This window comes from Xanthomonas sp. BRIP62415 (assembly GCF_003993515.1).
Taxonomy (GTDB): Bacteria; Pseudomonadota; Gammaproteobacteria; order Xanthomonadales; family Xanthomonadaceae; genus Xanthomonas; species Xanthomonas euroxanthea.
Genome location: NZ_QEZH01000018.1, coordinates 175,562 through 195,754 on the forward strand (window position 1 = coordinate 175,562; position 20,193 = coordinate 195,754).

Here is a 20,193-nt window from a genome sequence, read left to right on the forward strand (position 1 = left end):
GGACAGGACGGTGCAGAAGAGCCATGCGGTGCAACTCGGAAACGAAAAACAGACATACCAGTGTAAATTGCCACCGTCGCCACGTCCCCACGCAAGGCAGCGCGCCGCCGCCGTGGCCGCCCTGCAGACACGCGCGGTTCAGCGCCGGCGCTGGTACCAGAAGCCCAGGGCATCGCGGGTCTGCAGCATGCCTCGCCCACGCCACAGGAAGCGCAACAGCAGGCCCAGGTGCTCGCGCTTGGAAAAGCTGCGCAGCTTGCGGTCGGAGGTGTGCACGGTCTGGCGCAGGATCACGAACCGCCCGCAGCGTGCCAGCGCGCGGCTCAATGCCACGTCTTCGCCGGCGTAGTAACGCGTATCGAAGCCGCCGGCGCTGACGAATGCGGCGCGCGTGCAGAACAGGAAGCAGCCCGGTGCGATGCCGCCGAGACGGAACAACCCGCCGAAGATCGCCTGCGCCATGCGCTCGAACCACACGCGCCTGCCCTGCAGATGCACCTGCGCGCCACCGCCGACGGCGCCGGCATCCAGCGCCGCCAGCGCGGCGCCGATCACCTGCGGGTTCACCAGCGTATCGGCGTCCAGAAACAGCAGGCGATCGCCTTGCGCCTGCTGCGCGCCGGCATTGCGGGTGGCGGCGATATGGCGCAATTGCACCTCCAGCACCTGCGCACCGGCCGTACGCGCGATGGCGGCGGTGGCGTCCTCGCAGGCATCGGCCACCACGATCACCTCGTAGTCCAGCTGCAGGGTCTGCGCACAGGCGTGCAGGCACTGCAGCGTCTGGCCGATCAGCGCGGCCTCGTCATGGGCGGGGATCACGAAAGACAGCATGGCAGGACGCGTCACTCCGATGGCGGTGATGTCCAGTGTGCGAGCCATGCCGGTGCGATGGCGTGAGCGCACGCCATCGCCGGGCCACCGCGGCGGCGTGCGCTTCCACGCGCACCGCTCAGCGGCTGAGCGCGCCCATCATCGCTTCCGGATAACGCGTCCCGGACGCGGCCTGCAGCGGGAAGATCGCATCAATGCGTGCGAGCTCGTCCGGCATCAGCGCCACGTCGAGCGCGCCGAGGTTTTCTTCCAGGTAGGCCAGCCGCTTGGTGCCCGGGATCGGCACCAGGTCCTGGCCCTGCGCCAACACCCAGGCCAGCGCCAGCTGCCCCGGCGTGATGCCCTTGTCGGCGGCGATCGCCTTGACCTGCTCCACCAGCTGCAGGTTGCGGGTGAAGTTCTCGCCCTGGAAACGCGGCGAATGGCGACGGTAATCGTCGGCCTCGAAGTCGTCGGGAGAGGCGAATGCGCCAGTCAGGAAACCGCGGCCCAGCGGCGAATACGGAACGAATCCGATCCCCAGCTCGCGCACGGTTTCGAAGACGCCATTGTCCTCGGGCTCGCGCGACCACAGCGAATATTCGGTCTGCACCGCCGTGATGGGATGCACCGCATGCGCGCGGCGGATGGTTGCTGCGGCGGCTTCCGACAGCCCGAGGAAACGCACCTTGCCTTGTTCGACCAGGCGCGACATCGCACCCACGGTGTCTTCGATCGGCACGTTGGGGTCCACGCGGTGCTGGTAGTACAAGTCGATATGCTCCACGCCCAGGCGGCGCAGGCTGGCTTCGCAGGCCGTTTGCACATAGTCCGGGCTGCCATCGATGCCGCGCACCGACGGGTCGTTGGGATCGAGCTTGATGCCGAATTTGGTGGCCAGGAACACCTCGTGCCGGCGCGCGGCGATGGCCTTGCCGACCAGGATTTCGTTGGTGTGCGGGCCGTACATGTCGGCGGTGTCGAGCAGGCTGACGCCGTGATCGAGGGCGCGGTGGATCACCGCGATCGAGGCGGCCTCGTCGCTGCGATTGCCGTAGAACGCGCTCATGCCCATGCAACCGAGGCCGAGCGCAGAAACGGTGGGGCCGGAACGGCCAAGCGTGCGGGTTTGCATGGTGGAGAAAACTCCGTGCGGCAAGGAAGGCAGGAAGAAGGATGCAGCGGCGTGCGTTAGCGCGATGTGGCCCGGGCGACGATGCGCGAGCAGGCCGGCATTGGGCCCGACATCACGCACCGAACGCGCGCTGCGACCGACCCAACAACCCGCACATGTCAGCAGACCAGGGCCCACTGCCATGCACGGGTGACGCGGACGCTACCAGCTGCCGCGTCAGCCCTTGAGCTTGCCGGCGAACTCGGCCACGCGCTTGCCGAGCAACTTGGCGGTTTCCAGATCGCCGCTGCGTGGCGCTTCTTCCGGCGAGGCATCGGAGGGCGAGATCGCCAGCGCGCCTGCCGAGCCGGCGGTCCAGTTGATGTCCTGCGGACCGTGCGCCTTGGTGTTGGCCGGCAGCAGACCGGTACCGACCCAGACCTGGCCGTGCTGCTGCGACAGCGTCCAGAAATACTGGATGGTGGCGTACTTGTCGCCGTTCACCGAGGCCGAGTTGGTGAAGCCGGCTGCGATCTTGTCCTTCCAGGCCTGCGCAAACCACGGCTTGGAGCTGGCGTCGGCAAACTTCTTGAACTGCCACGCCGGCCCGCCCATGTAGGTGGGGCTGCCGTAGATGATGGCGTCGGCGGCGCCGATCGCCTCCCAGGCGTCGTCGGGCAGGTTGCCGTCCTGGTCGATGCGGTACAGCGTGGCCTCGCCGACACTGGCGGCGCCGGCATGCACGGCTTCGGCCAGCTTGGTGGTGTGGCCGTAGCCGCTGAAATAGATGATGGCGATCTTGCTCATGCGCAGTCCTGTGGTCGGGGGGGGAGCCGATTGTGACCACACATGCCGTGTCAGGTTAATGATCATCGACGGGACGTACTGTTGCCGGGCTCATCAGCGCCCGGGATCGCCCATGCGCTCGACCAGGTAATCGATGAAGCTGCGCACCTTCGGGGCCAGGTGGCTGCGGCTGGTATAGACGGCGAAGATGCCGATCTCCCCCAGCGCGTACTGCGGAAGGATACGCACCAGCCGGCCGGCGGCCAGATGCTCGTCGGCCAGGAAGTCCGGCTGCATCGCGATACCCAGGCCGGCCACCGCCGCCGCGCTCAGCACATGCCCGTTGTTGGCACGCAGGTTGCCGTGGAGGCGCACCTCGCTATCGCCCTCGGGCCCATGGAAGCGCACCTCGTCGCCGTTGGGCGAGTAGTGGTACAGCAGGCAGTCGTGGCCGGCCAGGTCGGACGGATGCATCGGGGTGCCGGCACGGGCCAGGTAGGCCGGCGCCGCGCAGGGCACCAGGCGGACCGTGCCCAGGCGCCGGGCGATCAAGGTCGGCGCCGGCTGGCGGGTGATGCGGATGGCCACATCGAAGCCTTCCTCGACCATGTCGACCAGCCGGTCCGACAGCGACAGGTCCAGTTCCACCTGCGGGTAGCGCGCGCAGAAGTCCGGCAGCAGCGCGGCCAGGCGCTCGATGCCGTAACTCACCGGCGCGTTGACGCGCAGCACGCCGGCCGGCTCCAGTGCCTGCGCGCCGACCGTGGCCTCCAGATCGTCCAGGTCGGCCAGCAGTTGCAGACAGCGCTGGTAGTACGCAGTGCCGGCACTGGTCAGGCTGACCCGCCGGGTGGTGCGGTTGAGCAGGCGCGTGCCCAGCCGTTGCTCGAGCGCGGCGACCTGCCGGGTCACGCTGGCGGTGGAACGGTCCAGCGCATCGGCAGCGGCACTGAAGCCGCTGCGTTCGGCCACCGCTGCAAATACGCGCATCGCATCGAGGGTATCCATCGGTATCCGATTGTTGCCTTGAGTGCAATAAATTATCCGAAGTGAAGCTATTTATCAGAAATTTGTAAGTAATAGGCTGTGCAGGTCCTCACTGGAGTCCGTCCAATGTCCACCTCCCTCGCTTCCCCGCGTACCGCTGCCTATGGCGCGGCCTTGCTGCGCATCAGTCTGGGCGCGCTGTTTCTGGTGCATGGCCTGATCAAGTTGCTGGTGTTCACCCCGGCCGGCACCGTGGCCTATTTCCAGTCGCTCGGCCTGCCGGGCGCGCTGGCCTACCTCACCATCGCGCTGGAGCTCGGCCTGGGCCTGTCCCTGCTGCTGGGCATCTACGCACGCTGGGTCGGGCTGCTGGGGGTGCCGTTGCTGCTGGGTACCATCATCAGCGTGCATGGCGGCAACGGCTTCGGCTTCTCCAATCCGGGCGGCGGCTGGGAATACCCGGCGCTGTGGGCAGTGTTGCTGGTCGTGCAATCGCTGCTTGGCGAGGGCGCGTGGGCGCTGAAGCCGGCGCGTCGAGGCTGATGATCGTTCTTCCGAGGAGTGCGCCATGAGCCGTTTGCCTTCCCTGTACATCTCGCACGGATCGCCGATGACCGCCTTGCAGCCGGGGCAGGTCGGCGAGCGCCTGGCCGAGCTTGCGCAGACCTTGCCGCGGCCGCGCGCGATCGTCGTGGCGTCCGCGCATTGGCTGGGCCGCCGCCCGCTGGTCAGTGGCGCGCTGCAGCCGCCGACCATCCATGACTTCGGCGGTTTTCCGGCACCGCTGTACGAACTGGAGTATCCCGCACCCGGCGAGCCGGCGCTGGCGCAGCAGATCGTGCGCCGGCTGGAGCAGGCCGGCCTGCATCCGCACCTGGACCCGCAGCGCGGCTTCGATCATGGCGTGTGGGTGCCGCTGCGCCTGCTGTATCCGGCCGCCGGGATTCCGGTGGTGTCGGTGTCGATCCAGCCCGAGCTGGGGCCGGCGCACCAGTTTGCGGTCGGCCGCGCGCTGGCACCGCTGCGCGAGGACGGCGTGCTGGTGGTCGGCTCCGGCAGCATCACCCATAACCTGCACGACTTCCGCCACGGTTACAGCGCCGAGCGCGAGGCGCCGTATGTGCGGCCGTTCATCGAGTGGACCGAGCGCAAGCTGGTCCAGGACGACATCGCCGCGCTGCTGGACTATCGCCGGCAGGCGCCGCACGCCGCGCGCGCGCATCCCACCGACGAGCACCTGTTGCCGCTGTACGTGGCGATGGGCGCGGCCGGCGGGGACCGGCTCGGCGCACAGCGCATCGATGCCGGCATCGATGCGGGGTTTCTGGCGATGGATATCTACCGGTTCGATGGCGATCCATGCTGATCGCGCGCGCGGGCACGGTCGTCGCCTGAGCCGTGGCGAGCGCGGCACACCTGCACCGTGGCCGTTATCGACGGTGCAGGCAGCGCGCCGGACCGACGGCCACGGGGCACCGCCCAACCGCCGGCACGCGATGGCATGCGGCCTGTTGCTGCCGCTGCAAGCCGGCCCGGTGCGGTGGCGACAACGAGCAAGGCCCGCAGCGCTAAGGCTTGGGCTTACGGCGAACCGGCCCGCAGCCATAGGCAGGGTGCCGGCAAGCGCGGCCCCCGGCGTGAGGCATGGCGCCGACAAGCGCCCGCACTGCAGCCACCAGGTATGGTGCCGATAAGCATCGGCAGCGCAGCGCTCTGAAGCATTCACGATCAAGCGTGCTGCAGTCTCACAGGCTGAGACTGCAGCGCGACATGCTGCTCGCGTGAAAATCCTCGACAAACTCGCAGTGCTGGCCGATGCGGCCAAATACGACGCGTCCTGCGCCTCCAGTGGCGCGAACAAGCGCAATTCGCTCGGGACCGGCGGGGTCGGCAGCACCGAGGGCATGGGGATCTGCCACTCATACACACCCGACGGCCGCTGCGTGTCGCTGTTGAAGATCCTGCTCACCAACTTCTGCGTGTTCGATTGCGCGTATTGCGTCAACCGTGTCTCCAGCAACGTGCGCCGCGCGCGCTTCACGCCGGAAGAAGTGGTCACGCTGACGCTGGACTTCTACAAGCGCAATTACATCGAAGGCCTGTTCCTGTCCAGCGGCATCATCCGCAACTCCGACTACACGATGGAGCAGCTGGTGGAAGTGGCGCGGCAGCTGCGCGAGGTGCATCACTTCGCCGGCTACATCCACCTCAAGACCATTCCCGATGCCGCGCCTGACCTGTTGGCCGCTGCCGGCCGCTATGCCGACCGCCTGAGCATCAACGTGGAACTGCCGACCGAGCAGGGATTGACGCTGCTGGCGCCGGAAAAAAGCGTCGGCGGCATCCGTTCGGCCATGGGTGAGTTGCGCTGGCGCATCGAAGAAAACCAGCTGGAGCGCAAGGCCGAAAAGGTGCGCCGTGCCAAGCCGCCGCGCTTTGCGCCGGCCGGGCAGAGCACGCAGATGATCGTCGGCGCCGACGATGCCAACGACCGCAGCATCCTGGACACCAGCTACAATCTCTACGGCAACTACCGGATGCGTCGGGTGTATTACTCGGCCTTCAGCCCGATCCCGGATGCCTCGTCCAAACTGCCGTTGCAGGCGCCGCCGCTGCAGCGCGAGCACCGGCTGTATCAGGCCGACTGGCTGCTGCGCTTCTACGAATTCAGCGTGGAGGAAATCGCGCCAACCCAGTCCAGCGGCATGCTCGATCTGGACGTGGACCCGAAGCTGGCCTGGGCGCTGCGCAATCCCGAGCGCTTTCCGGTGGACCTGAACGTGGCGCCGCGCGAGATGCTGCTGCGGGTGCCAGGCCTGGGCACCCGCAATGTGGACCGGCTGCTGTTGTCGCGCCGGCATGCGCGCCTGCGGGTGGGCGATCTGGCGCGGTTGCGGGTGCCGATGAAGAAGCTGCTGCCGTTCGTGAGTGTGCTGGATCATCATCCGCGCCAGCGCCTGGACGATCCGGTGCGCTTGCGCGCGCAACTGGCGCCAGCGCCCAGGCAGGCGAGTCTGTTCGATTGAGATCGCAGCTCTCCGCCAGCATCCGGCGCATCGCCGCTTCCACTGGCTTCTCCCCTGTTGCCGGCCGAGGCGCCCGAAGGGCGGATAAGGATGGCATCAAGCGCAAAGGCGCCATCGAGCGCCAGTGCTTACCCAGGAACATGACGCTGTTGCCAATCCCCAATCCCTCAATCCCCAATCCCGACCACCGCGATGTTCAACGCTGACGTTGCGCCGGGCTGGAGCCTTGACGCATGGCGTGCATTGGCGCGGGCGGGGTGGTGCGCGCAGGTGGAGCCGGACTCCATCGCGTGGAATGGCGGAGCGCAGGGCGGCCTGTTGATGGGGCAGGGGCTGCTGGATCTGCCGGCCGTGGTTGCGCCGCCGCGGGTGTCGGCCGCGTTCCTGCAGATGGCGGGGGCAGTGCTGTGTCATCGCGACCCGCAGCGCCATGCGGTGCTGTACCGCTTGTTGTGGCGGGTGGCGAGCGGAGAGCGCGCGCTGCTGGAGCGGGCCACCGATGTCGATGTGCATCGGGTGACGCAGTGGCAAAAGGCAGTGCAGCGCGACACCCACAAGATGAAGGCGTTCGTGCGCTTTCGGCGTTTGCCGGTGGAAGAGGAGGACTTCGTGGCGTGGTTCGAGCCCGAGCACTGGATCGTGGACCGGGTGGCGCCGTTTTTCGCGCGCCGCTTCGCCGGCATGCGCTGGGCGATCCTCACCCCGTATCGCAGCGTGCGCTGGGATGGCGAGGCATTGACGTTCGGCGAGGGCGCCGTGCGCACCCAGGTGCCGGCCGACGATGCGCAGGAGACGCTCTGGCGCACCTATTACGCGCATATCTTCAATCCGGCGCGGCTCAACCCGACCATGATGCGGCAGGAAATGCCGCAGAAATACTGGAAGAACCTGCCCGAGGCGCGCTTGCTGCCGGAGCTGATCCGCGAGGCCGGCGTGCGCGTGCGCGAGATGGCCGAGCGTGCGCCCGAGCCGGTGCGGCGGCGCGTGCCGGTAGCGCCAACGCCGATCCAGGAAGTGGCCACGCAAAGCCTGGCGCAGTTGCGCGTGGCCGCGCGCGATTGCCGGCGCTGCGCATTATGGCAACCGGCAACGCAGACGGTGTTCGGCGAGGGGCCGAGCGACGCGTCGGTGATGGTGATCGGCGAGCAGCCCGGCGACGAAGAGGATCTGAGCGGGCGTCCGTTCGTCGGGCCGGCCGGGCGTTTGTTCAATAGGGCATTGGACGAGATCGGTCTCGATCGCACCACGGTCTACGTGACCAATGCGGTCAAGCATTTCCGTTTCGAGCAACGTGGCAAGCGGCGTCTGCATCGCAACCCGGAACGCTCGCATGTGCAGGCCTGCAGTGGCTGGTTGCAGGCCGAGCGCGCGCAGCTGCGTCCGGCACAGATCGTGTGCCTGGGTGCGACCGCCGCACAGGCGGTGCTGGGAAACAGCTTCCGCTTGATGCAGCAGCGTGGCCAGTGGCTGCGGCTGGACGACGGCACGCCGGTGCTGACCACCGTGCATCCCTCATGGGTACTGCGGCAGGGCTCGGAGGCCGCACGCGAGGACGGCTACCGCGGATTTGTCGCCGACCTGCGCCAGTTGCTGGATGCACCGAGCGCTGCAGCGCGCGCGGCGCGGACATAAAAAATGCGCGTGCAAGTGCACGCGCACGGTGTCGGAGAATGATGACACCAAGTGGGCCACTGGCGAGCCAGTGGTCCTCACCGCCGCTTCGCGGTGTGGTGGCGCTGCCTGGACCCTGTTTCCAGGCACGCGCGGATTCGCAATTGAACAATGTCTGCACGTCGTAACGTGCAGCTGATGCGCTGGCGTTGTAGTGCAAACGCCAGCGTAGCCAAACACGTCAAGCAAGAATGGCCCGCAAGGACTGCTACATGGCCGTCAGGCAGGCGCGGCCAGTGTGCGAAATCGGCATGTACCGCCGGAACGCCCGGCGTCGAGCGCACCGTCCGCGCTTACCGGAGTGCTTGTCATGCCTCATCTCCACGCTTAAACCGCCGGCTTGCGCAAATCGTTGTCGATCCACCGACGGAACGTGGCTCGGTTCCGCCGATGAAGGCATGTGCATGCAACCGCCTGCTTCACAGCAAGACCCAGTTACGGCATCAACACCTTGTCGACCACATGGATCACGCCATTGCTCTGCATGACATCGGCAATGGTGACGTTGGCGGTGTTGCCCTTGGCATCGGTGATGGTGACCTTCTTGCCGTTGAGCTTTGCAGTCAGTGCCTCGCCCTGCACGGTGGTCAGCGTCGCGCTGCCACCACCGGCCTTGATCTTGGCGATCAACGAGGCAGCGTCGACCTTGCCCGGTACCACGTGGTAGGTCAGCACCTTGGTCAGCGTGGGCTTGGATTCGGGCTTGAGCAGGGTGTCCACCGTGCCGGCCGGCAGTGCGGCGAATGCGGCATTGGTCGGGGCAAAGACGGTGAACGGGCCCGGGCCTTTCAGTGTGTCGACCAGGCCGGCGGCCTTGACCGCGGCAACCAGGGTGGTGTGGTCCTTGGAGTTGACGGCGTTGTCGACAATGTCCTTGGTCACCAGCATCGGCGCGCCGCCCACGGTCGGGTTCGATACGGCGTAGGCGGGGGCCATTGCGCTGGTCAGGGCGATGGCAGTGGCGACGGCAAGCGACTGGAATGAGGTCTTCATGAGGCATCGATCCTTTGGGTAGGCGACTGCCCGGTTGGCAATCGTGTGCTCAGATACGCGGGTGGATGCAGCGCGGATGCATCACGCCGTTTTTACACAGGCGTGCGCGATACAACTTTCAGGGCACGCTCCTGCGCGCGACGTCGCACTTGCGCCATGTAGCCTCGCGCCAACGGCTGCCTATCCTTGTCGGTGGCGGATGCAGATCATGGTGTTGAAAGTCGCTGTCCGGCATCCGCATTCGCGGGCGACATGGCGCACCGAATCACGCACAAGGTCTTAGATGCATGAAGCGGAAAATTCGACTCACGCACAAAGGTCGTAGATGCATGACGCGGAAAATCGACGGCACGCGTTTTCGCGGGCCCACATCGAGGTGGTCGATGCCGACGATGCCGACAATGGCGGCGCAGGCAATCACCCGGTGCACTTCAGGCCCGTGGAAGACGCCAACGGCAGGACGGTGGGCCAGCAGATGGTCGGTGCGCAGTGGCCGTATGCCTTCAGGCAGAAGCCCAGGGTGGTCAAGGTGATGGGAAGTCACCTCGCTTCCCGGCTGACACTGCAGGAAGCAACCTCCATCGTCGCGGTCGAGACCACGCGGCAATCGACGCTGCATGCGAAGGAGCACGTTCGCCACGCCTGATCGCGTTGTCGCCGGTGAGCTGCCTGCCAGGCGGCTAACGCAGCAACTGCGCTTTTCGCAGGCGGTGTGCGTGGTCGGCAGTGTTGCCGTTGCTGGCGTTGCAGCGGCCGACCATCGGGTCAGGCCGTGGGCCTGGGCAGGGCACTGCCGCACCATCGGGCCGGCGTCCATCCGCTGGCGCATCCAACGGCGCCAGCGCCATACGGATGGGCAACCGCGTGGCATCGACACGGGCGCATGGCAGCTCTGCCGCAGCCTGTGGCGTGCCAGTCAGGGGGCACAGAGGTTTCATCGCCGGGTGCAAACCGGTATGTTTCCGTTGGCACGTGGTGGTGCGTTGCACTCTGCGATGCCGCACGCGCACTGTTTTTTCTTCCGGGTTTTCCATGCATTCGATCGATGTCGTCCTCGCCATGTTGCTGGCGGTCGCGGCCAGCGGTTATCTGATCCGCATCCTGCCGTTCTCCTTGCCCCTGCCGTTGGTCCAGATTGCGCTTGGCGCGGTGGTCTCGGGTGTGTTCGATGCCGGGCATGAGCTGGAACCGGAGCTGTTCTTCCTGCTGTTCCTGCCGCCGCTGCTGTTTCTGGATGGCTGGCGCATTCCCAAACAAGGCCTGTTCCGCGACAAGGCCGCCATCCTCGAGCTGGCGTTGGGGCTGGTGGTGTTCACCGTGGTCGGCGCGGGCCTGCTGATCCATTGGCTGATCCCGGCGATGCCGCTGGCGGTGGCCTTCGCGCTGGCGGCGATCATCTCGCCGACCGATCCGGTGGCGGTGTCCTCGATCGCCTCCAAGGTGCCGATCCCCAAGCGGCTGATGCACATCCTGGAAGGCGAGTCGCTGCTCAACGATGCCTCCGGGCTGGTGTGCTTCCAGTTTGCGGTGGCCGCGGTGCTGACCGGCAGCTTCTCGATCGCCACCGCCTCGCTGACCTTCCTGTGGGTGGCCTTGGCCGGGCTGGCGCTGGGCGTGGCCACCACCTTCGGCCTGAGCCGCATCCAGGCCTGGATCTGGCGCCACTTCGGCGAGGAGCCGGGTTCGGCGATCCTGGTCAATCTGCTGACCCCGTTCGCGGCCTATCTGCTGGCCGAGGCCTTCCATGCCTCCGGCATCCTGGCCGCAGTGGCGGCTGGCGTCACCATGAGCTACGTGGAAATGGCCGGCAACGCGCCGGGCAACATGCGGCTGCAGCGTTCGGCGGTGTGGGACACGGTGCAGTTCACCTTCAACGGCATCATCTTCGTGCTGCTGGGCGAGCAGTTGCCGGGCATCCTGGACGGGGCGGTGCGCAGCGTGCAGGAAGCCGGGCACCTCAATCCGTGGTGGCTGGCGGTGTACGTGGCCACCATCAGCGCCAGCCTGATGGCGCTGCGCTTCGTATGGGTATTCCTGTCGCTGCGCTGGAACATCTTCAAGGCGCAGTGGCGCGGCGAGCAGCATGTCAGCCCGCCGTGGCGCATCGTGGTGGCGGTCTCGCTGGCCGGCGTGCGCGGTGCGATCACCCTGGCCGGCGTGCTCACGCTGCCATTGATGCTGGAAGATGGCTCGCCGTTTCCTGCGCGCCAGCTGGCGATCTTCCTGGCCGCCTCGGTGATCCTGGTGTCGTTGCTGGTGGCCAGCGTGGCCTTGCCGCGGCTGCTGCGCGGGCTGGAGCTGCCCGAAGAGGAAGACGAACAGCTCAAGGAAGACCTGGCGGTGAAGGCCGCCTCGCAGGCCGCGCTGGAAGCGGTGGAAAAACTGCGCCAGCGCCTGGTGGAGGACAGCCGGCATGCCGAGCGCTATAACGCCGCCGCCAACCAGGTCAGCCAGCGCTATCAACGCAAGCTCGGTGCGGTGGACATGGCCGAGACCGATCCGGAAGAGGCCGGTGCCTACGAACAGGCGCTGCGCCAGTTCCGCCATGCCGCGCTGGTGGCCGAGCGCAACGAGTTGTTCAAGCTGGCCCGGCGCCGCGAGATTTCCGATGACCTGTCGCGCCGGCTGGTGCGCAACCTGGATCTGATCGAGTCGCGCAAGCGCGCTTGAGCGCGCTTGCGCGCGCGGGAATCGGGAGTCGGGATTCGGGAATAGGGAGTCGCAAAAGCCAGGGCAATGGCCACGGCCATCGTAGGAGCGCACCAGGGCGCGACCGGGCTGTCCCGACACACGTCCAGGCGTGCCGGCTCGGGAATCGGAAATCGCAGCGGCCAGGACGATGACTACGGCTGCGCTAGGAGCGCACCCGGGCGCGAGAGGCGTTCTCTGGACAGCCCCGTCGCGCCCAGGTGCGCTCCTGCGACACCGCGCGCGCTACAAGGATGTAAGCATCGCATCCCTTGAGCCGACGCAATGCGCAACCTGCCGGTCTTATCCGTGTGCAGCGGGCACCAGGCACCAGGCAAACCACGGGTCGGGAGACACCATCCCACCAGACCCCCTCCCATCGTCACGGCACGCGGCCTACCCTGTGGCGCTTATCGTTGCCATGCACAGCCCATGACTCCCATCGTTTCCATCCAGGGATTGAGCAAGACCTACGCCGGCGGTTTCCAGGCGCTCAAGCAGGTGGATCTGGACATCCAGCGCGGCGAGATCTTCGCGCTGCTCGGTCCCAACGGCGCCGGCAAGACCACGCTGATCAGCATCATCTGCGGGCTGATCAACCCCAGCACCGGCACCGTGCTGGCCGACGGCCACGACATCGTGCGCGACTACCGCGCCGCGCGTGCCAGCATCGGCCTGGTGCCGCAGGAGCTGGCCACCGACGCGTTCGAAACCGTGTGGGCCACTGTGCGCTTCAGCCGCGGCCTGTTCGGCAAGCCGGCCAATGCGGCGTATCTGGAAACGGTGCTGCGCGAACTTTCGCTGTGGGACAAGCGCCACAACAAGATCTCCACGCTGTCCGGCGGCATGAAGCGGCGCGTCTTGATTGCCAAGGCGCTGGCGCACGAGCCGCGCATCCTGTTCCTGGACGAGCCCACCGCCGGCGTGGACGTGGAGTTGCGTCACGACATGTGGCAGATGGTGCGGCGGCTGCGCGAGCAAGGCACCACGGTGATCCTGACCACCCATTACATCGAGGAAGCCGAAGACATGGCCGACCGGGTCGGGGTGATCAACCGCGGCGAGCTGGTGCTGGTGGAAGACAAGCACACGCTGATGCGCAAGCTTGGCAAGAAGCAGCTCACGCTGAGCCTGCAGGCGCCGCTGCAGGCCATCCCGGCCGCGCTGGGTGATCTGCCGCTGGAACTGGCGGCCGACGGCAACAGCCTGGTCTACACCTTCGACACCCAGGCCGAGCAGACCGGCATCGGCGCATTGCTGCGCCGGCTCAACGAGCAGGGCATCGACTTCAAGGATCTGCATTCCAGCGAGAGCTCGCTGGAGGAGATCTTCGTCAACCTGGTGCATGGCGCCCGCAACGCGGAGGTGCGCGCATGAACCGGCATGCGATCGCGGCGATCTACCGCTTCGAAATGGCGCGCGCCTTCCGCACGCTGACCCAGTCGATCGCCTCGCCGGTGTTGTCGACCTCGCTGTATTTCGTGGTGTTCGGCGCGGCGATCGGCTCGCGCATGGGCGACATCGACGGCATCAGCTACGGCGCCTTCATCATCCCCGGGCTGGTGATGCTGTCGCTGCTCAACGAGAGCATTTCCAATGCCTCGTTCGGCATCTACATGCCGCGCTGGGCCGGCACCATCTACGAGGTGCTGTCGGCGCCGGTGGCGTGGTGGGAGATCGTGATCGGCTATGTGGGCGCGGCGGCGACCAAGTCGGTGTTGCTCGGCTTGCTGATCCTGCTCACCGCGCGGCTGTTCGTGCCTTACCAGATCGCCCATCCGCTGTGGATGCTGGGCTTTCTGGTGCTCACCGCGCTGACCTTCAGCCTGTTCGGTTTCATCATCGGCATCTGGGCCGACGGCTTCGAGAAACTGCAGGTGATCCCGCTGATGGTCGTGACGCCGCTGACCTTCCTGGGCGGCAGTTTCTACTCGATCAACATGCTGCCGCCGCTGTGGCAGAAGGTCACCTTGTTCAATCCGGTGGTGTACCTGATCAGCGGGTTCCGCTGGAGTTTCTACGGCAAGGCCGACGTGCACATCGCAGTGAGCACCGGCATGACCTTCCTGTTCCTGCTGGTGTGCCTGGGCGTGGTGGCGGCAATCTTCCGCAGCGGTTACCGGCTCAAGGCCTGAGGGGTGGATGCAGTGGTTTGGTCGGCCGCATCCTGGTGGATGCCGTCGGACGTCCAGGTCAAACGCGTCGGAAGTATCAAACGCGAGTGCGCGGTGTCCTCGCCGCTCGCGGGACACGCCGTAAACCCATCCATGTAGGCTCGGTGGCGGCATCCATGCCGCCACGCGGTCCCGCAACCGGTGAGGACACCGCACCAGAAAGTCTGCTGGTTGTTTGAAGGCCATGAACACCGACCATCGCGACTGGTCCTTGCCCGCCTACCGTGGCGGGACCTTACGCGGCATGGATGCCGCGTAAGAGCCTGCATGGAAGTAATTGTGGCATGTCCCGCCATGGCGGGCGGGCCCTGCAGCCAAGTCGCAGATCAGCTGCGAATGGCCAGTCATCGCTGCTACACGAACGTCCTTGCAGCGTGTCCCGCGAGGGTGGGCGGGCAGGGGCCCCGCAGCAAACTCGCCGCCCGGCAGCTCTGCAATAGGACAGCGTGAAGTAGTCTGGTCAGCCGCGCTTACTCGGCAGCAGCCTTGGCGTCGCCCTTGGTGTCCAGGAAGTAGGCCACCACCTCGCCCTTGATCTTCATCGTCATCGGGTTGCCGCGACGGTCGCGGGCCTTGCCGACCTGCACCTTGATCCAGCCTTCGCTGATCGAATACTCCTCCACGTTGTCGCGTTCGACACCGTTGAAGCGCACGCCGATGCCACGGTTGAGGGCGTCGGCATCGTGGAACGGGCTGCGTGCATCGATGGCCAGATGATCGGGAGGGGTATCGCTCATGGGAAAGGCGTCATGGCGGCCGGGATGGCCGTCTTCGGCCGCACAGGATACGGGCCCGCGCTGCGAAGATCAGCCCCGGCACTGCGTGCGCATGCGCCGGGCGGTTTGCGTGCGCGTCGCCAGGCCTCCACACTTCACGCCTGCTCTCCTGAGAACCCAGACCGCCATGCCCGATAACAGCGCCGACTACGAAGACGACGAAGGCCTGCAGCCCGAGGGCGACGAAGACGATGTCGACGACCACCCGGCGCGGGTGTGGAATCTGCTGGTGCTGATCAATCCCGGCGACGAAGACACCGCATTGGGTCAGTTCGATACCTGGCGCGAGGCGCAGGCCGACCTGGACGACGACGAGGGCGACGATGCCTGGTTGTGGGCCTTGAAGGATGCGATCGACTGGCGCTCGGGTTTCTTCGTGGACTGGAAGGACACCGACGCGTTCATTGCCGCCATCGACGAACTCAGCGCGCGCTGGAACCTGCGCATCGACTGGGGCGGCGACCTGGATGACGAGGAGTTTGCCAGCGATCTGAGTGTGCCGGACCTGATGGCGGTGGCCTACGATCGTCTGCGCGAGCACGGCTACTCGCTGTGGAACTGGAACACCGGTGGCGACGCCTATGCCGGCTGGATCGCCCTCAGCCGCGACGACGACGCCATGCTGGCGCTGACCTCGCTGCTGGGGGTCGAGGTGCGGCTGGGGAACGAGGCGTTCTGAGGGCCGGGAGTGGGGAGTCGGGATCGGGGAGTCGCGAGAGCGGTCCCCGGGTGTGTGGGTCTGGCTGGCATTGTCCGCGGCCAGGTGACTGCCCCGTAGGAGCGTGCCTGCGCGCGAACGGGCGTTACCGGGACAGCCCCTCGCGCTCAGGCGCGCTCCTACAACGGCGTGGTGTCATGGTGCAGAGGGGGATGCCGCCGTCGTGACGTTGCAGGCCTCTTTACCAGGAGGCTTACACGGCCCAGCGATTGCCACGTAGGAGCGTGCCTGCGCGCGACAGGCGTTACCGGGACAGCCCTCGCGCTCGGGCGCGCGCCTACAACGGCGTGGCGTCATGGTGCAGAGGGGGATGCTGCCGTCGTGACGTTGCAGGCCTCTTTACCAGGAGGCTTACGCGGCCCAGCGATTGCCACGTAGGAGCGTGCCTGCGCGCGACAGGCGTTACCGGGACCGCCCCTCGCGCTCAGGCGCGCTCCTACAACGGCGTGGCGTCATGGTGCAGAGGGGGATGCCGCCGTCGTGAAGTTGCAGGCCTCTTTACCAGGGCGCTTACACGGCCCAGCGATTGCCCCGTAGGAGCGTGCCTGCGCGCGACAGGCGTTACCGGGACAGCCCCTCGCGCTCGGGCGCGCTCCTACAACGCGTGGCGTCATGGTGCAGAGGGGGATGCCGCCGTCGTGACGTTGCAGGCCTCTTTACCAGGAGGCTTACACGGCCCAGCGATGGCCACGTAGGAGCGTGCCTGCGCGCGACGGGCGTTACCGGGACAGCTCCTCGCGCTCGGCGCGCGCCTACTAAGGCGCGCCGCCAATCAGGTTGCGGCCACCGCCGTTGCGAATCCCCAATCCCCGCCTCAAGGCGCCTGGCCCCGTGCCTGCGCACGTGCATTGGCGATCAAGGCCTTGAGCAAGACGCGATCGGTGTGACGGGAGATGGCGATGGCACCGAGCGCGATGGCTTCGGTGCGTAGCGGTGCGGGCACGTCGTAGTGCGCGCCGCTGAGTTTGTTCTGGAAGGCGCGGCGGGGAATGCCCAGCCGCGCCGCCATTGCATGCAGCTCGTCCAGCGTATCGCCGAGCAGGTGCGCCCAGCGCTGCTCGCGCCACAGATGCACCGCATCGTCGACGTAGACGGCCACCGGCAGGCCCTCAGGCCTTCTTGGTCTTCTTTTTCTTGCTGCCGTCGCTTGCGTCGTCGGCATCGTCCTGCGGCGCGTCGCCTGCGGTTTCGGCAACGGCGTCTGCGTCGCTGGCGTCGGCGTCAGCATCTGCCTGGGCATCGCTTGCCTCGGCATCTGCGTCTTCGGCTTCGCCGTCATCGCCCTCGGCGTCGCTGTTCTCGAACTCGGACACCAGCGTGGTCAGGTATTCCTCGGCGGTCTTGCCGTCTTCGGCGGCCAGGTCGTCGATCATCTGCTGCAGCTGGGTGGAGTATTCCAGCGAGATGGTCTTGCCTTCCTTCTCCTGCAGATTGGCCAGGTGCTTGAGCATGGCCAGCATCGGCACCGGATTGTCGGCGCTGCCCATGGTCTGGCCGCCGATCGACAGCAGCCATTCGCTGTCGTTCTGCAAGCCGATCGCCGCGACCACGCGGCCGTCGGCATCCTGCAGCACGGCATGGTTGGCGATCTGCGGCGCCTGGCCCAGACGGACGATCGGGCGCTTGGGTTGGGACTTCTTGCGCTTGTCGCGCTTGGCCTTGGAATTGCGGGACACGGTGTTCTCGACGCTGGGAATGGCCGACCATTCTAGGCGCTTGTGCGCAGCCCGGCTCGGGTACCGCCATCGGGCCGGTGAACGCCCGCCGCGCCAGTCCACACTCCTGTGGAGCCCTCCAGCGTGTCGAAGGCGCCGACGCCGGTATTTCGGGCAGGCTGCAGCGGCCGACACCACGCCTGTGCCCGAGCACGAGCGCGCCGCTGCTGGTCGGGACCGGAATGCAGCCGGAGCGGCCGGCCGCAGGATGCTGGAATTCGGCATGCACCTCAGTCAGGTCTGCATGACAACCTGCCGCCTCCAGCCGTACAGCCGCCAGCAACCGCTAGCCGCCGCCAGGCAACCGCCAGGCAATCACCAGGCCAGATGCCCTCAGCCGCCGTCAGCGCCGCTGGGGCGCTTCGCCGACGGCAGTGCGCGGCGCCGCCACGGCAGCTTCGGCAGCCTTGGCCAGGGCCGTGGCCGAGGCCAGCTGGGTGCGCGTGGAGACGCGCGGCGCGGCCGGCGCGGTGCTGCCGACCGTGGTGGTTGCCGCGGCCGGTTTGGCGTTCTCAGCAGCTGCAGGTCCGCCCGCCGCCGCGGTGGGCCCTGCCGCAGGCAGCGCGGCCGGTGTCCCCACCGCCGTGGTGGCCGCAGTCGCTGCGGCACTCAGGTCCGGCACATGGGTGTCGGCATCGTGGGTGGGCTTGCCCAGCGCAATGCCCTGGCCGGCGCCGGCCAGCGCGGCCTGTTCGGCATCCTGGGTCATCACCACGATGCTGATGCGGCGGTTGATCGGGTTCTGCGGGTTGGTCTTGTCGAACAGCACCGACGAGGACAGCCCCACCACGCGCGTCACCTTGGCATCGTCCATGCCGCCGCCCACCAGCGCGCGGCGCGCGGCGTTGGCGCGGTCGGCGCTGAGTTCCCAGTTGGTGTAGCCGGCATCGCTGCTGTAGGCGGTGGTGTCGGTGTGGCCGGTGATGCTGATGTGGTTGGGCACCTGGTTGATGAAGCTGGACAGCTCGCGCAGGATCGCCACGGTGTACGGCTTGAGCTGGTCGCGGCCCATGTCGAACATCGGCCGGTTCTGCTTGTCCACGATCTGGATGCGCAGGCCGTCCGGGGTGAGGTCGAGCAGCAGCTGGTCCTTGAACGGCTCCAGCGCCTGGCTCTTGTCGATGGCTTCCTTCAGGTCCTGCATCAGCGCTTCCAGGCGCTTCTTGTCCTTGGCGCGGCTGTCCTGGTTGGTGTCGGCGGCGTTGTCGCGCTTGCGGCCCATTTCGTCCTTCTGCCCCTTGGCCATGTCGGCGGTGCCGCCGAGCTTGATCATCGAGGTGCTGGCGCCGCCGGGGCCGTTCATGCCCGGCGAGGGCGCCGGCGACTTGCCCGACAGCGGGCTGGGATTGCGGAAGTATTCCGAGATCGCCGCGCGCTGTTCCTTGGTGGTGGCGGCCATCAGCCACAGCACCAGGAAGAACGCCATCATCGCGGTCACGAAGTCGGCAAACGCCACTTTCCAGGCGCCGCCGTGATGGCCGCCGCCCTGCACCTTCTTGACCCGTCGGATGACGACGGTGGATTTGCCCTCGGCCATGACCGCGGCCCTACTTGATCGTCTTCAGGTGCGTTTCGAAATCCGCAAAGCTCGGACGCACGTTGGAGGGCAGTGTCTTGCGCGCGAATTCCAGCGCAATCTTCGGGTTGTAGCCGCGCAGGCAGGCCAGCAGCGCGGTCTTGACCGCCTCGTACATGCGCCCGTCCTGCTCGGCGCGCGCTTCCATCGCCGCGGCCAGCGGCGCGACGAAGCCATAGGCCAGCAGGATGCCCAGGAAGGTGCCGACCAGGGCGGCGCCGACGTGGTGGCCGATCTCCTCGATCGGCCCGCCGATCGAGCCCATGGTGATCACGATGCCGAGCACGGCCGCCACGATGCCGAAGCCGGGCAGGCCGTCGGACACCTTACTCAACGCATGCGAGGGCGCCAGCGCCTCGTGGTGATGTTTTTCCAGCTCCAGTTCGAGCAACGGCTCCAGCTCGTGCGGTTCGATGTTGCTGCCGATCATCAGGCGCAGGCAGTCGGTGATGAAGTCCAGCAGGTGATGGTCGGCAACCACCTTGGGGTAGTTGCCGAAGATGGTGCTGTCCTGCGGTTTTTCGACGTGGTCTTCCAACGCCATGAAGCCGTCGCGGCGCGCCTTGTTGAGCAGTTCGTAGATCAGGCTCAGCGTGTCCTTGTAGTCGTCGGACTTGTACTGCGGGCCCTTGAACACGCCCATGATGCTGCTGAAGGTTTCCTTGACGATCTTGCCGGGCGTGCTGACCAGAAACGCGCCGAACGCCGCGCCACCGATGATCATCAGCTCGTACGGCTGCCAGAGCGCGCCCAGCTTGCCATGCGACAGCACATAGCCGCCCAGGACACTGACGATGACGACGATGAAGCCGATGATGATGAGCATGGCGCAGCCAGAAGCAAACAGGGTTGCTGTTGTTTCGGCTTGCGCGGCGGATTCTTGAAGCGCACGGCGTGAAGGTGTGCGGTGTAGCTGAACGATCAACTGGCACGGCGGATCGTCACGCAGCAGATTGGCGGCAACAGCGCTGCACGCGCCAGGTAGCCTGCGGGCCGCTTCAGCCTGGGATCACGGGGTTTCGCGGTGCAACCGCCCATGCCAAGCACTCTCTGCAACACGTGTCCTGACGCAACCCGGCTCAAGTGAGTCGCACCGGGTGGCCGGAATGGATCAACGCCTCGTCGCGTACCGCATGCGTTGGCGATGCGGCAGCGC

19 protein-coding genes are annotated in these 20,193 nt (G+C 66.8%); 9 read left to right on the forward strand and 10 right to left on the reverse strand.

The window, feature by feature from the left end:
- Positions 1-138: 138 nt before the first annotated feature.
- The 4 genes from EO141_RS06605 to EO141_RS06620 form a co-directional block, all read right to left on the reverse strand.
- The gene (locus EO141_RS06605) at positions 139-834 is read right to left on the reverse strand and encodes a glycosyltransferase (protein ID WP_127168786.1); all 696 of its coding nucleotides are present in this window, start codon (positions 832-834) and stop codon (positions 139-141) included.
- A gap of 118 nt (positions 835-952) precedes the next feature.
- Positions 953-1,948, reverse strand: coding sequence for an aldo/keto reductase (locus EO141_RS06610; protein WP_115677841.1), 996 nt, complete (start codon positions 1,946-1,948; stop codon positions 953-955).
- A gap of 216 nt (positions 1,949-2,164) precedes the next feature.
- On the reverse strand, positions 2,165-2,734 hold the full coding sequence (locus tag EO141_RS06615) for a flavodoxin family protein (RefSeq protein WP_104583203.1): 570 nt from the start codon (positions 2,732-2,734) through the stop codon (positions 2,165-2,167).
- 93 nt (positions 2,735-2,827) lie between these two features.
- Complete coding sequence (locus EO141_RS06620; protein WP_115677843.1) at positions 2,828-3,721, reverse strand: LysR family transcriptional regulator; 894 nt, start codon at positions 3,719-3,721, stop codon at positions 2,828-2,830.
- Positions 3,722-3,826: 105 nt separating this feature from the next.
- Here EO141_RS06620 and EO141_RS06625 point away from each other — a divergent pair, with 105 nt between their 5' ends.
- The 4 genes from EO141_RS06625 (at position 3,827) to EO141_RS06640 (ending at position 8,358) form a co-directional block, all read left to right on the forward strand.
- The gene (locus EO141_RS06625) at positions 3,827-4,243 is read left to right on the forward strand and encodes a DoxX family protein (protein ID WP_119128269.1); all 417 of its coding nucleotides are present in this window, start codon (positions 3,827-3,829) and stop codon (positions 4,241-4,243) included.
- Between the two features lie 25 nt (positions 4,244-4,268).
- Positions 4,269-5,066 carry a class III extradiol ring-cleavage dioxygenase gene (locus tag EO141_RS06630; protein WP_115677845.1) on the forward strand — a complete coding sequence of 266 codons (798 nt, stop codon included), beginning with the start codon at positions 4,269-4,271 and terminating at the stop codon, positions 5,064-5,066.
- A gap of 415 nt (positions 5,067-5,481) precedes the next feature.
- Positions 5,482-6,726: a putative DNA modification/repair radical SAM protein gene (locus tag EO141_RS06635; RefSeq protein WP_127168787.1), complete on the forward strand. Its 1,245-nt coding sequence runs from the start codon at positions 5,482-5,484 to the stop codon at positions 6,724-6,726.
- Between the two features lie 192 nt (positions 6,727-6,918).
- Positions 6,919-8,358, forward strand: a complete 1,440-nt coding sequence (locus EO141_RS06640; RefSeq protein WP_127168788.1) for a UdgX family uracil-DNA binding protein — start codon at positions 6,919-6,921, stop codon at positions 8,356-8,358.
- Positions 8,359-8,832: 474 nt separating this feature from the next.
- Here the strand turns inward: EO141_RS06640 and EO141_RS06645 are convergent, their stop codons facing one another.
- Positions 8,833-9,390 carry a fasciclin domain-containing protein gene (locus EO141_RS06645; RefSeq protein WP_164739101.1) on the reverse strand — a complete coding sequence of 186 codons (558 nt, stop codon included), beginning with the start codon at positions 9,388-9,390 and terminating at the stop codon, positions 8,833-8,835.
- Positions 9,391-9,766: 376 nt separating this feature from the next.
- Here EO141_RS06645 and EO141_RS06650 point away from each other — a divergent pair, with 376 nt between their 5' ends.
- From EO141_RS06650 to EO141_RS06665, 4 genes are all read left to right on the forward strand, one after another.
- Positions 9,767-10,036 carry a hypothetical protein gene (locus EO141_RS06650; RefSeq protein WP_206514784.1) on the forward strand — a complete coding sequence of 90 codons (270 nt, stop codon included), beginning with the start codon at positions 9,767-9,769 and terminating at the stop codon, positions 10,034-10,036.
- 386 nt (positions 10,037-10,422) lie between these two features.
- Complete coding sequence (locus EO141_RS06655; RefSeq protein ID WP_104583208.1) at positions 10,423-12,060, forward strand: Na+/H+ antiporter; 1,638 nt, start codon at positions 10,423-10,425, stop codon at positions 12,058-12,060.
- Between the two features lie 450 nt (positions 12,061-12,510).
- Positions 12,511-13,455: an ABC transporter ATP-binding protein gene (locus tag EO141_RS06660; protein WP_127168789.1), complete on the forward strand. Its 945-nt coding sequence runs from the start codon at positions 12,511-12,513 to the stop codon at positions 13,453-13,455.
- Positions 13,452-14,213: an ABC transporter permease gene (locus EO141_RS06665; protein WP_104535170.1), complete on the forward strand. Its 762-nt coding sequence runs from the start codon at positions 13,452-13,454 to the stop codon at positions 14,211-14,213. The genes EO141_RS06660 and EO141_RS06665 overlap by 4 nt, the downstream gene beginning before the upstream one ends.
- A gap of 509 nt (positions 14,214-14,722) precedes the next feature.
- Here the strand turns inward: EO141_RS06665 and EO141_RS06675 are convergent.
- On the reverse strand, positions 14,723-14,989 hold the full coding sequence (locus EO141_RS06675; RefSeq protein WP_119131745.1) for a DUF3297 family protein: 267 nt from the start codon (positions 14,987-14,989) through the stop codon (positions 14,723-14,725).
- Between the two features lie 166 nt (positions 14,990-15,155).
- Between EO141_RS06675 and EO141_RS06680 the strand changes: the two genes are divergently transcribed.
- Entirely contained in the window at positions 15,156-15,707 is a 552-nt protein-coding gene (locus tag EO141_RS06680; protein ID WP_104583213.1) for a hypothetical protein, read from the forward strand.
- An 853-nt stretch (positions 15,708-16,560) separates the two neighbouring features.
- Here EO141_RS06680 and EO141_RS06685 read toward each other — a convergent pair.
- The 4 genes from EO141_RS06685 to motA all read right to left on the reverse strand — a co-directional run bounded on the left by EO141_RS06685 (position 16,561) and on the right by motA (position 19,863).
- Entirely contained in the window at positions 16,561-16,845 is a 285-nt protein-coding gene (locus tag EO141_RS06685; RefSeq protein ID WP_104649334.1) for a DUF4031 domain-containing protein, read from the reverse strand.
- 10 nt (positions 16,846-16,855) lie between these two features.
- Positions 16,856-17,524, reverse strand: a complete 669-nt coding sequence (locus EO141_RS06690; protein WP_241236630.1) for a hypothetical protein — start codon at positions 17,522-17,524, stop codon at positions 16,856-16,858.
- 280 nt (positions 17,525-17,804) lie between these two features.
- Positions 17,805-18,998: a flagellar motor protein MotB gene (gene motB, locus EO141_RS06695; protein WP_127168791.1), complete on the reverse strand. Its 1,194-nt coding sequence runs from the start codon at positions 18,996-18,998 to the stop codon at positions 17,805-17,807.
- Between the two features lie 10 nt (positions 18,999-19,008).
- Positions 19,009-19,863: a flagellar motor stator protein MotA gene (gene motA, locus EO141_RS06700; protein WP_104583217.1), complete on the reverse strand. Its 855-nt coding sequence runs from the start codon at positions 19,861-19,863 to the stop codon at positions 19,009-19,011.
- Positions 19,864-20,193 lie beyond the last annotated feature (330 nt).

What these genes read in the sequence shown, in the direction of transcription:
- EO141_RS06660 (WP_127168789.1), top strand. Translation starts at nt 12,511, where the DNA reads ATGACTCCCATCGTTTCCATCCAGGGATTGAGCAAGACCTACGCCGGC.
- EO141_RS06605 (WP_127168786.1), bottom strand. Translation starts at nt 834, where the DNA reads ATGCTGTCTTTCGTGATCCCCGCCCATGACGAGGCCGCGCTGATCGGC.
- EO141_RS06615 (WP_104583203.1), bottom strand. Translation starts at nt 2,734, where the DNA reads ATGAGCAAGATCGCCATCATCTATTTCAGCGGCTACGGCCACACCACC.
- motB (WP_127168791.1), bottom strand. Translation starts at nt 18,998, where the DNA reads ATGGCCGAGGGCAAATCCACCGTCGTCATCCGACGGGTCAAGAAGGTG.
- EO141_RS06665 (WP_104535170.1), top strand. Translation starts at nt 13,452, where the DNA reads ATGAACCGGCATGCGATCGCGGCGATCTACCGCTTCGAAATGGCGCGC.
- EO141_RS06625 (WP_119128269.1), top strand. Translation starts at nt 3,827, where the DNA reads ATGTCCACCTCCCTCGCTTCCCCGCGTACCGCTGCCTATGGCGCGGCC.
- EO141_RS06630 (WP_115677845.1), top strand. Translation starts at nt 4,269, where the DNA reads ATGAGCCGTTTGCCTTCCCTGTACATCTCGCACGGATCGCCGATGACC.
- EO141_RS06620 (WP_115677843.1), bottom strand. Translation starts at nt 3,721, where the DNA reads ATGGATACCCTCGATGCGATGCGCGTATTTGCAGCGGTGGCCGAACGC.
- motA (WP_104583217.1), bottom strand. Translation starts at nt 19,863, where the DNA reads ATGCTCATCATCATCGGCTTCATCGTCGTCATCGTCAGTGTCCTGGGC.
- EO141_RS06645 (WP_164739101.1), bottom strand. Translation starts at nt 9,390, where the DNA reads ATGAAGACCTCATTCCAGTCGCTTGCCGTCGCCACTGCCATCGCCCTG.
- EO141_RS06655 (WP_104583208.1), top strand. Translation starts at nt 10,423, where the DNA reads ATGCATTCGATCGATGTCGTCCTCGCCATGTTGCTGGCGGTCGCGGCC.
- EO141_RS06675 (WP_119131745.1), bottom strand. Translation starts at nt 14,989, where the DNA reads ATGAGCGATACCCCTCCCGATCATCTGGCCATCGATGCACGCAGCCCG.
- EO141_RS06680 (WP_104583213.1), top strand. Translation starts at nt 15,156, where the DNA reads ATGCCCGATAACAGCGCCGACTACGAAGACGACGAAGGCCTGCAGCCC.
- EO141_RS06610 (WP_115677841.1), bottom strand. Translation starts at nt 1,948, where the DNA reads ATGCAAACCCGCACGCTTGGCCGTTCCGGCCCCACCGTTTCTGCGCTC.
- EO141_RS06640 (WP_127168788.1), top strand. Translation starts at nt 6,919, where the DNA reads ATGTTCAACGCTGACGTTGCGCCGGGCTGGAGCCTTGACGCATGGCGT.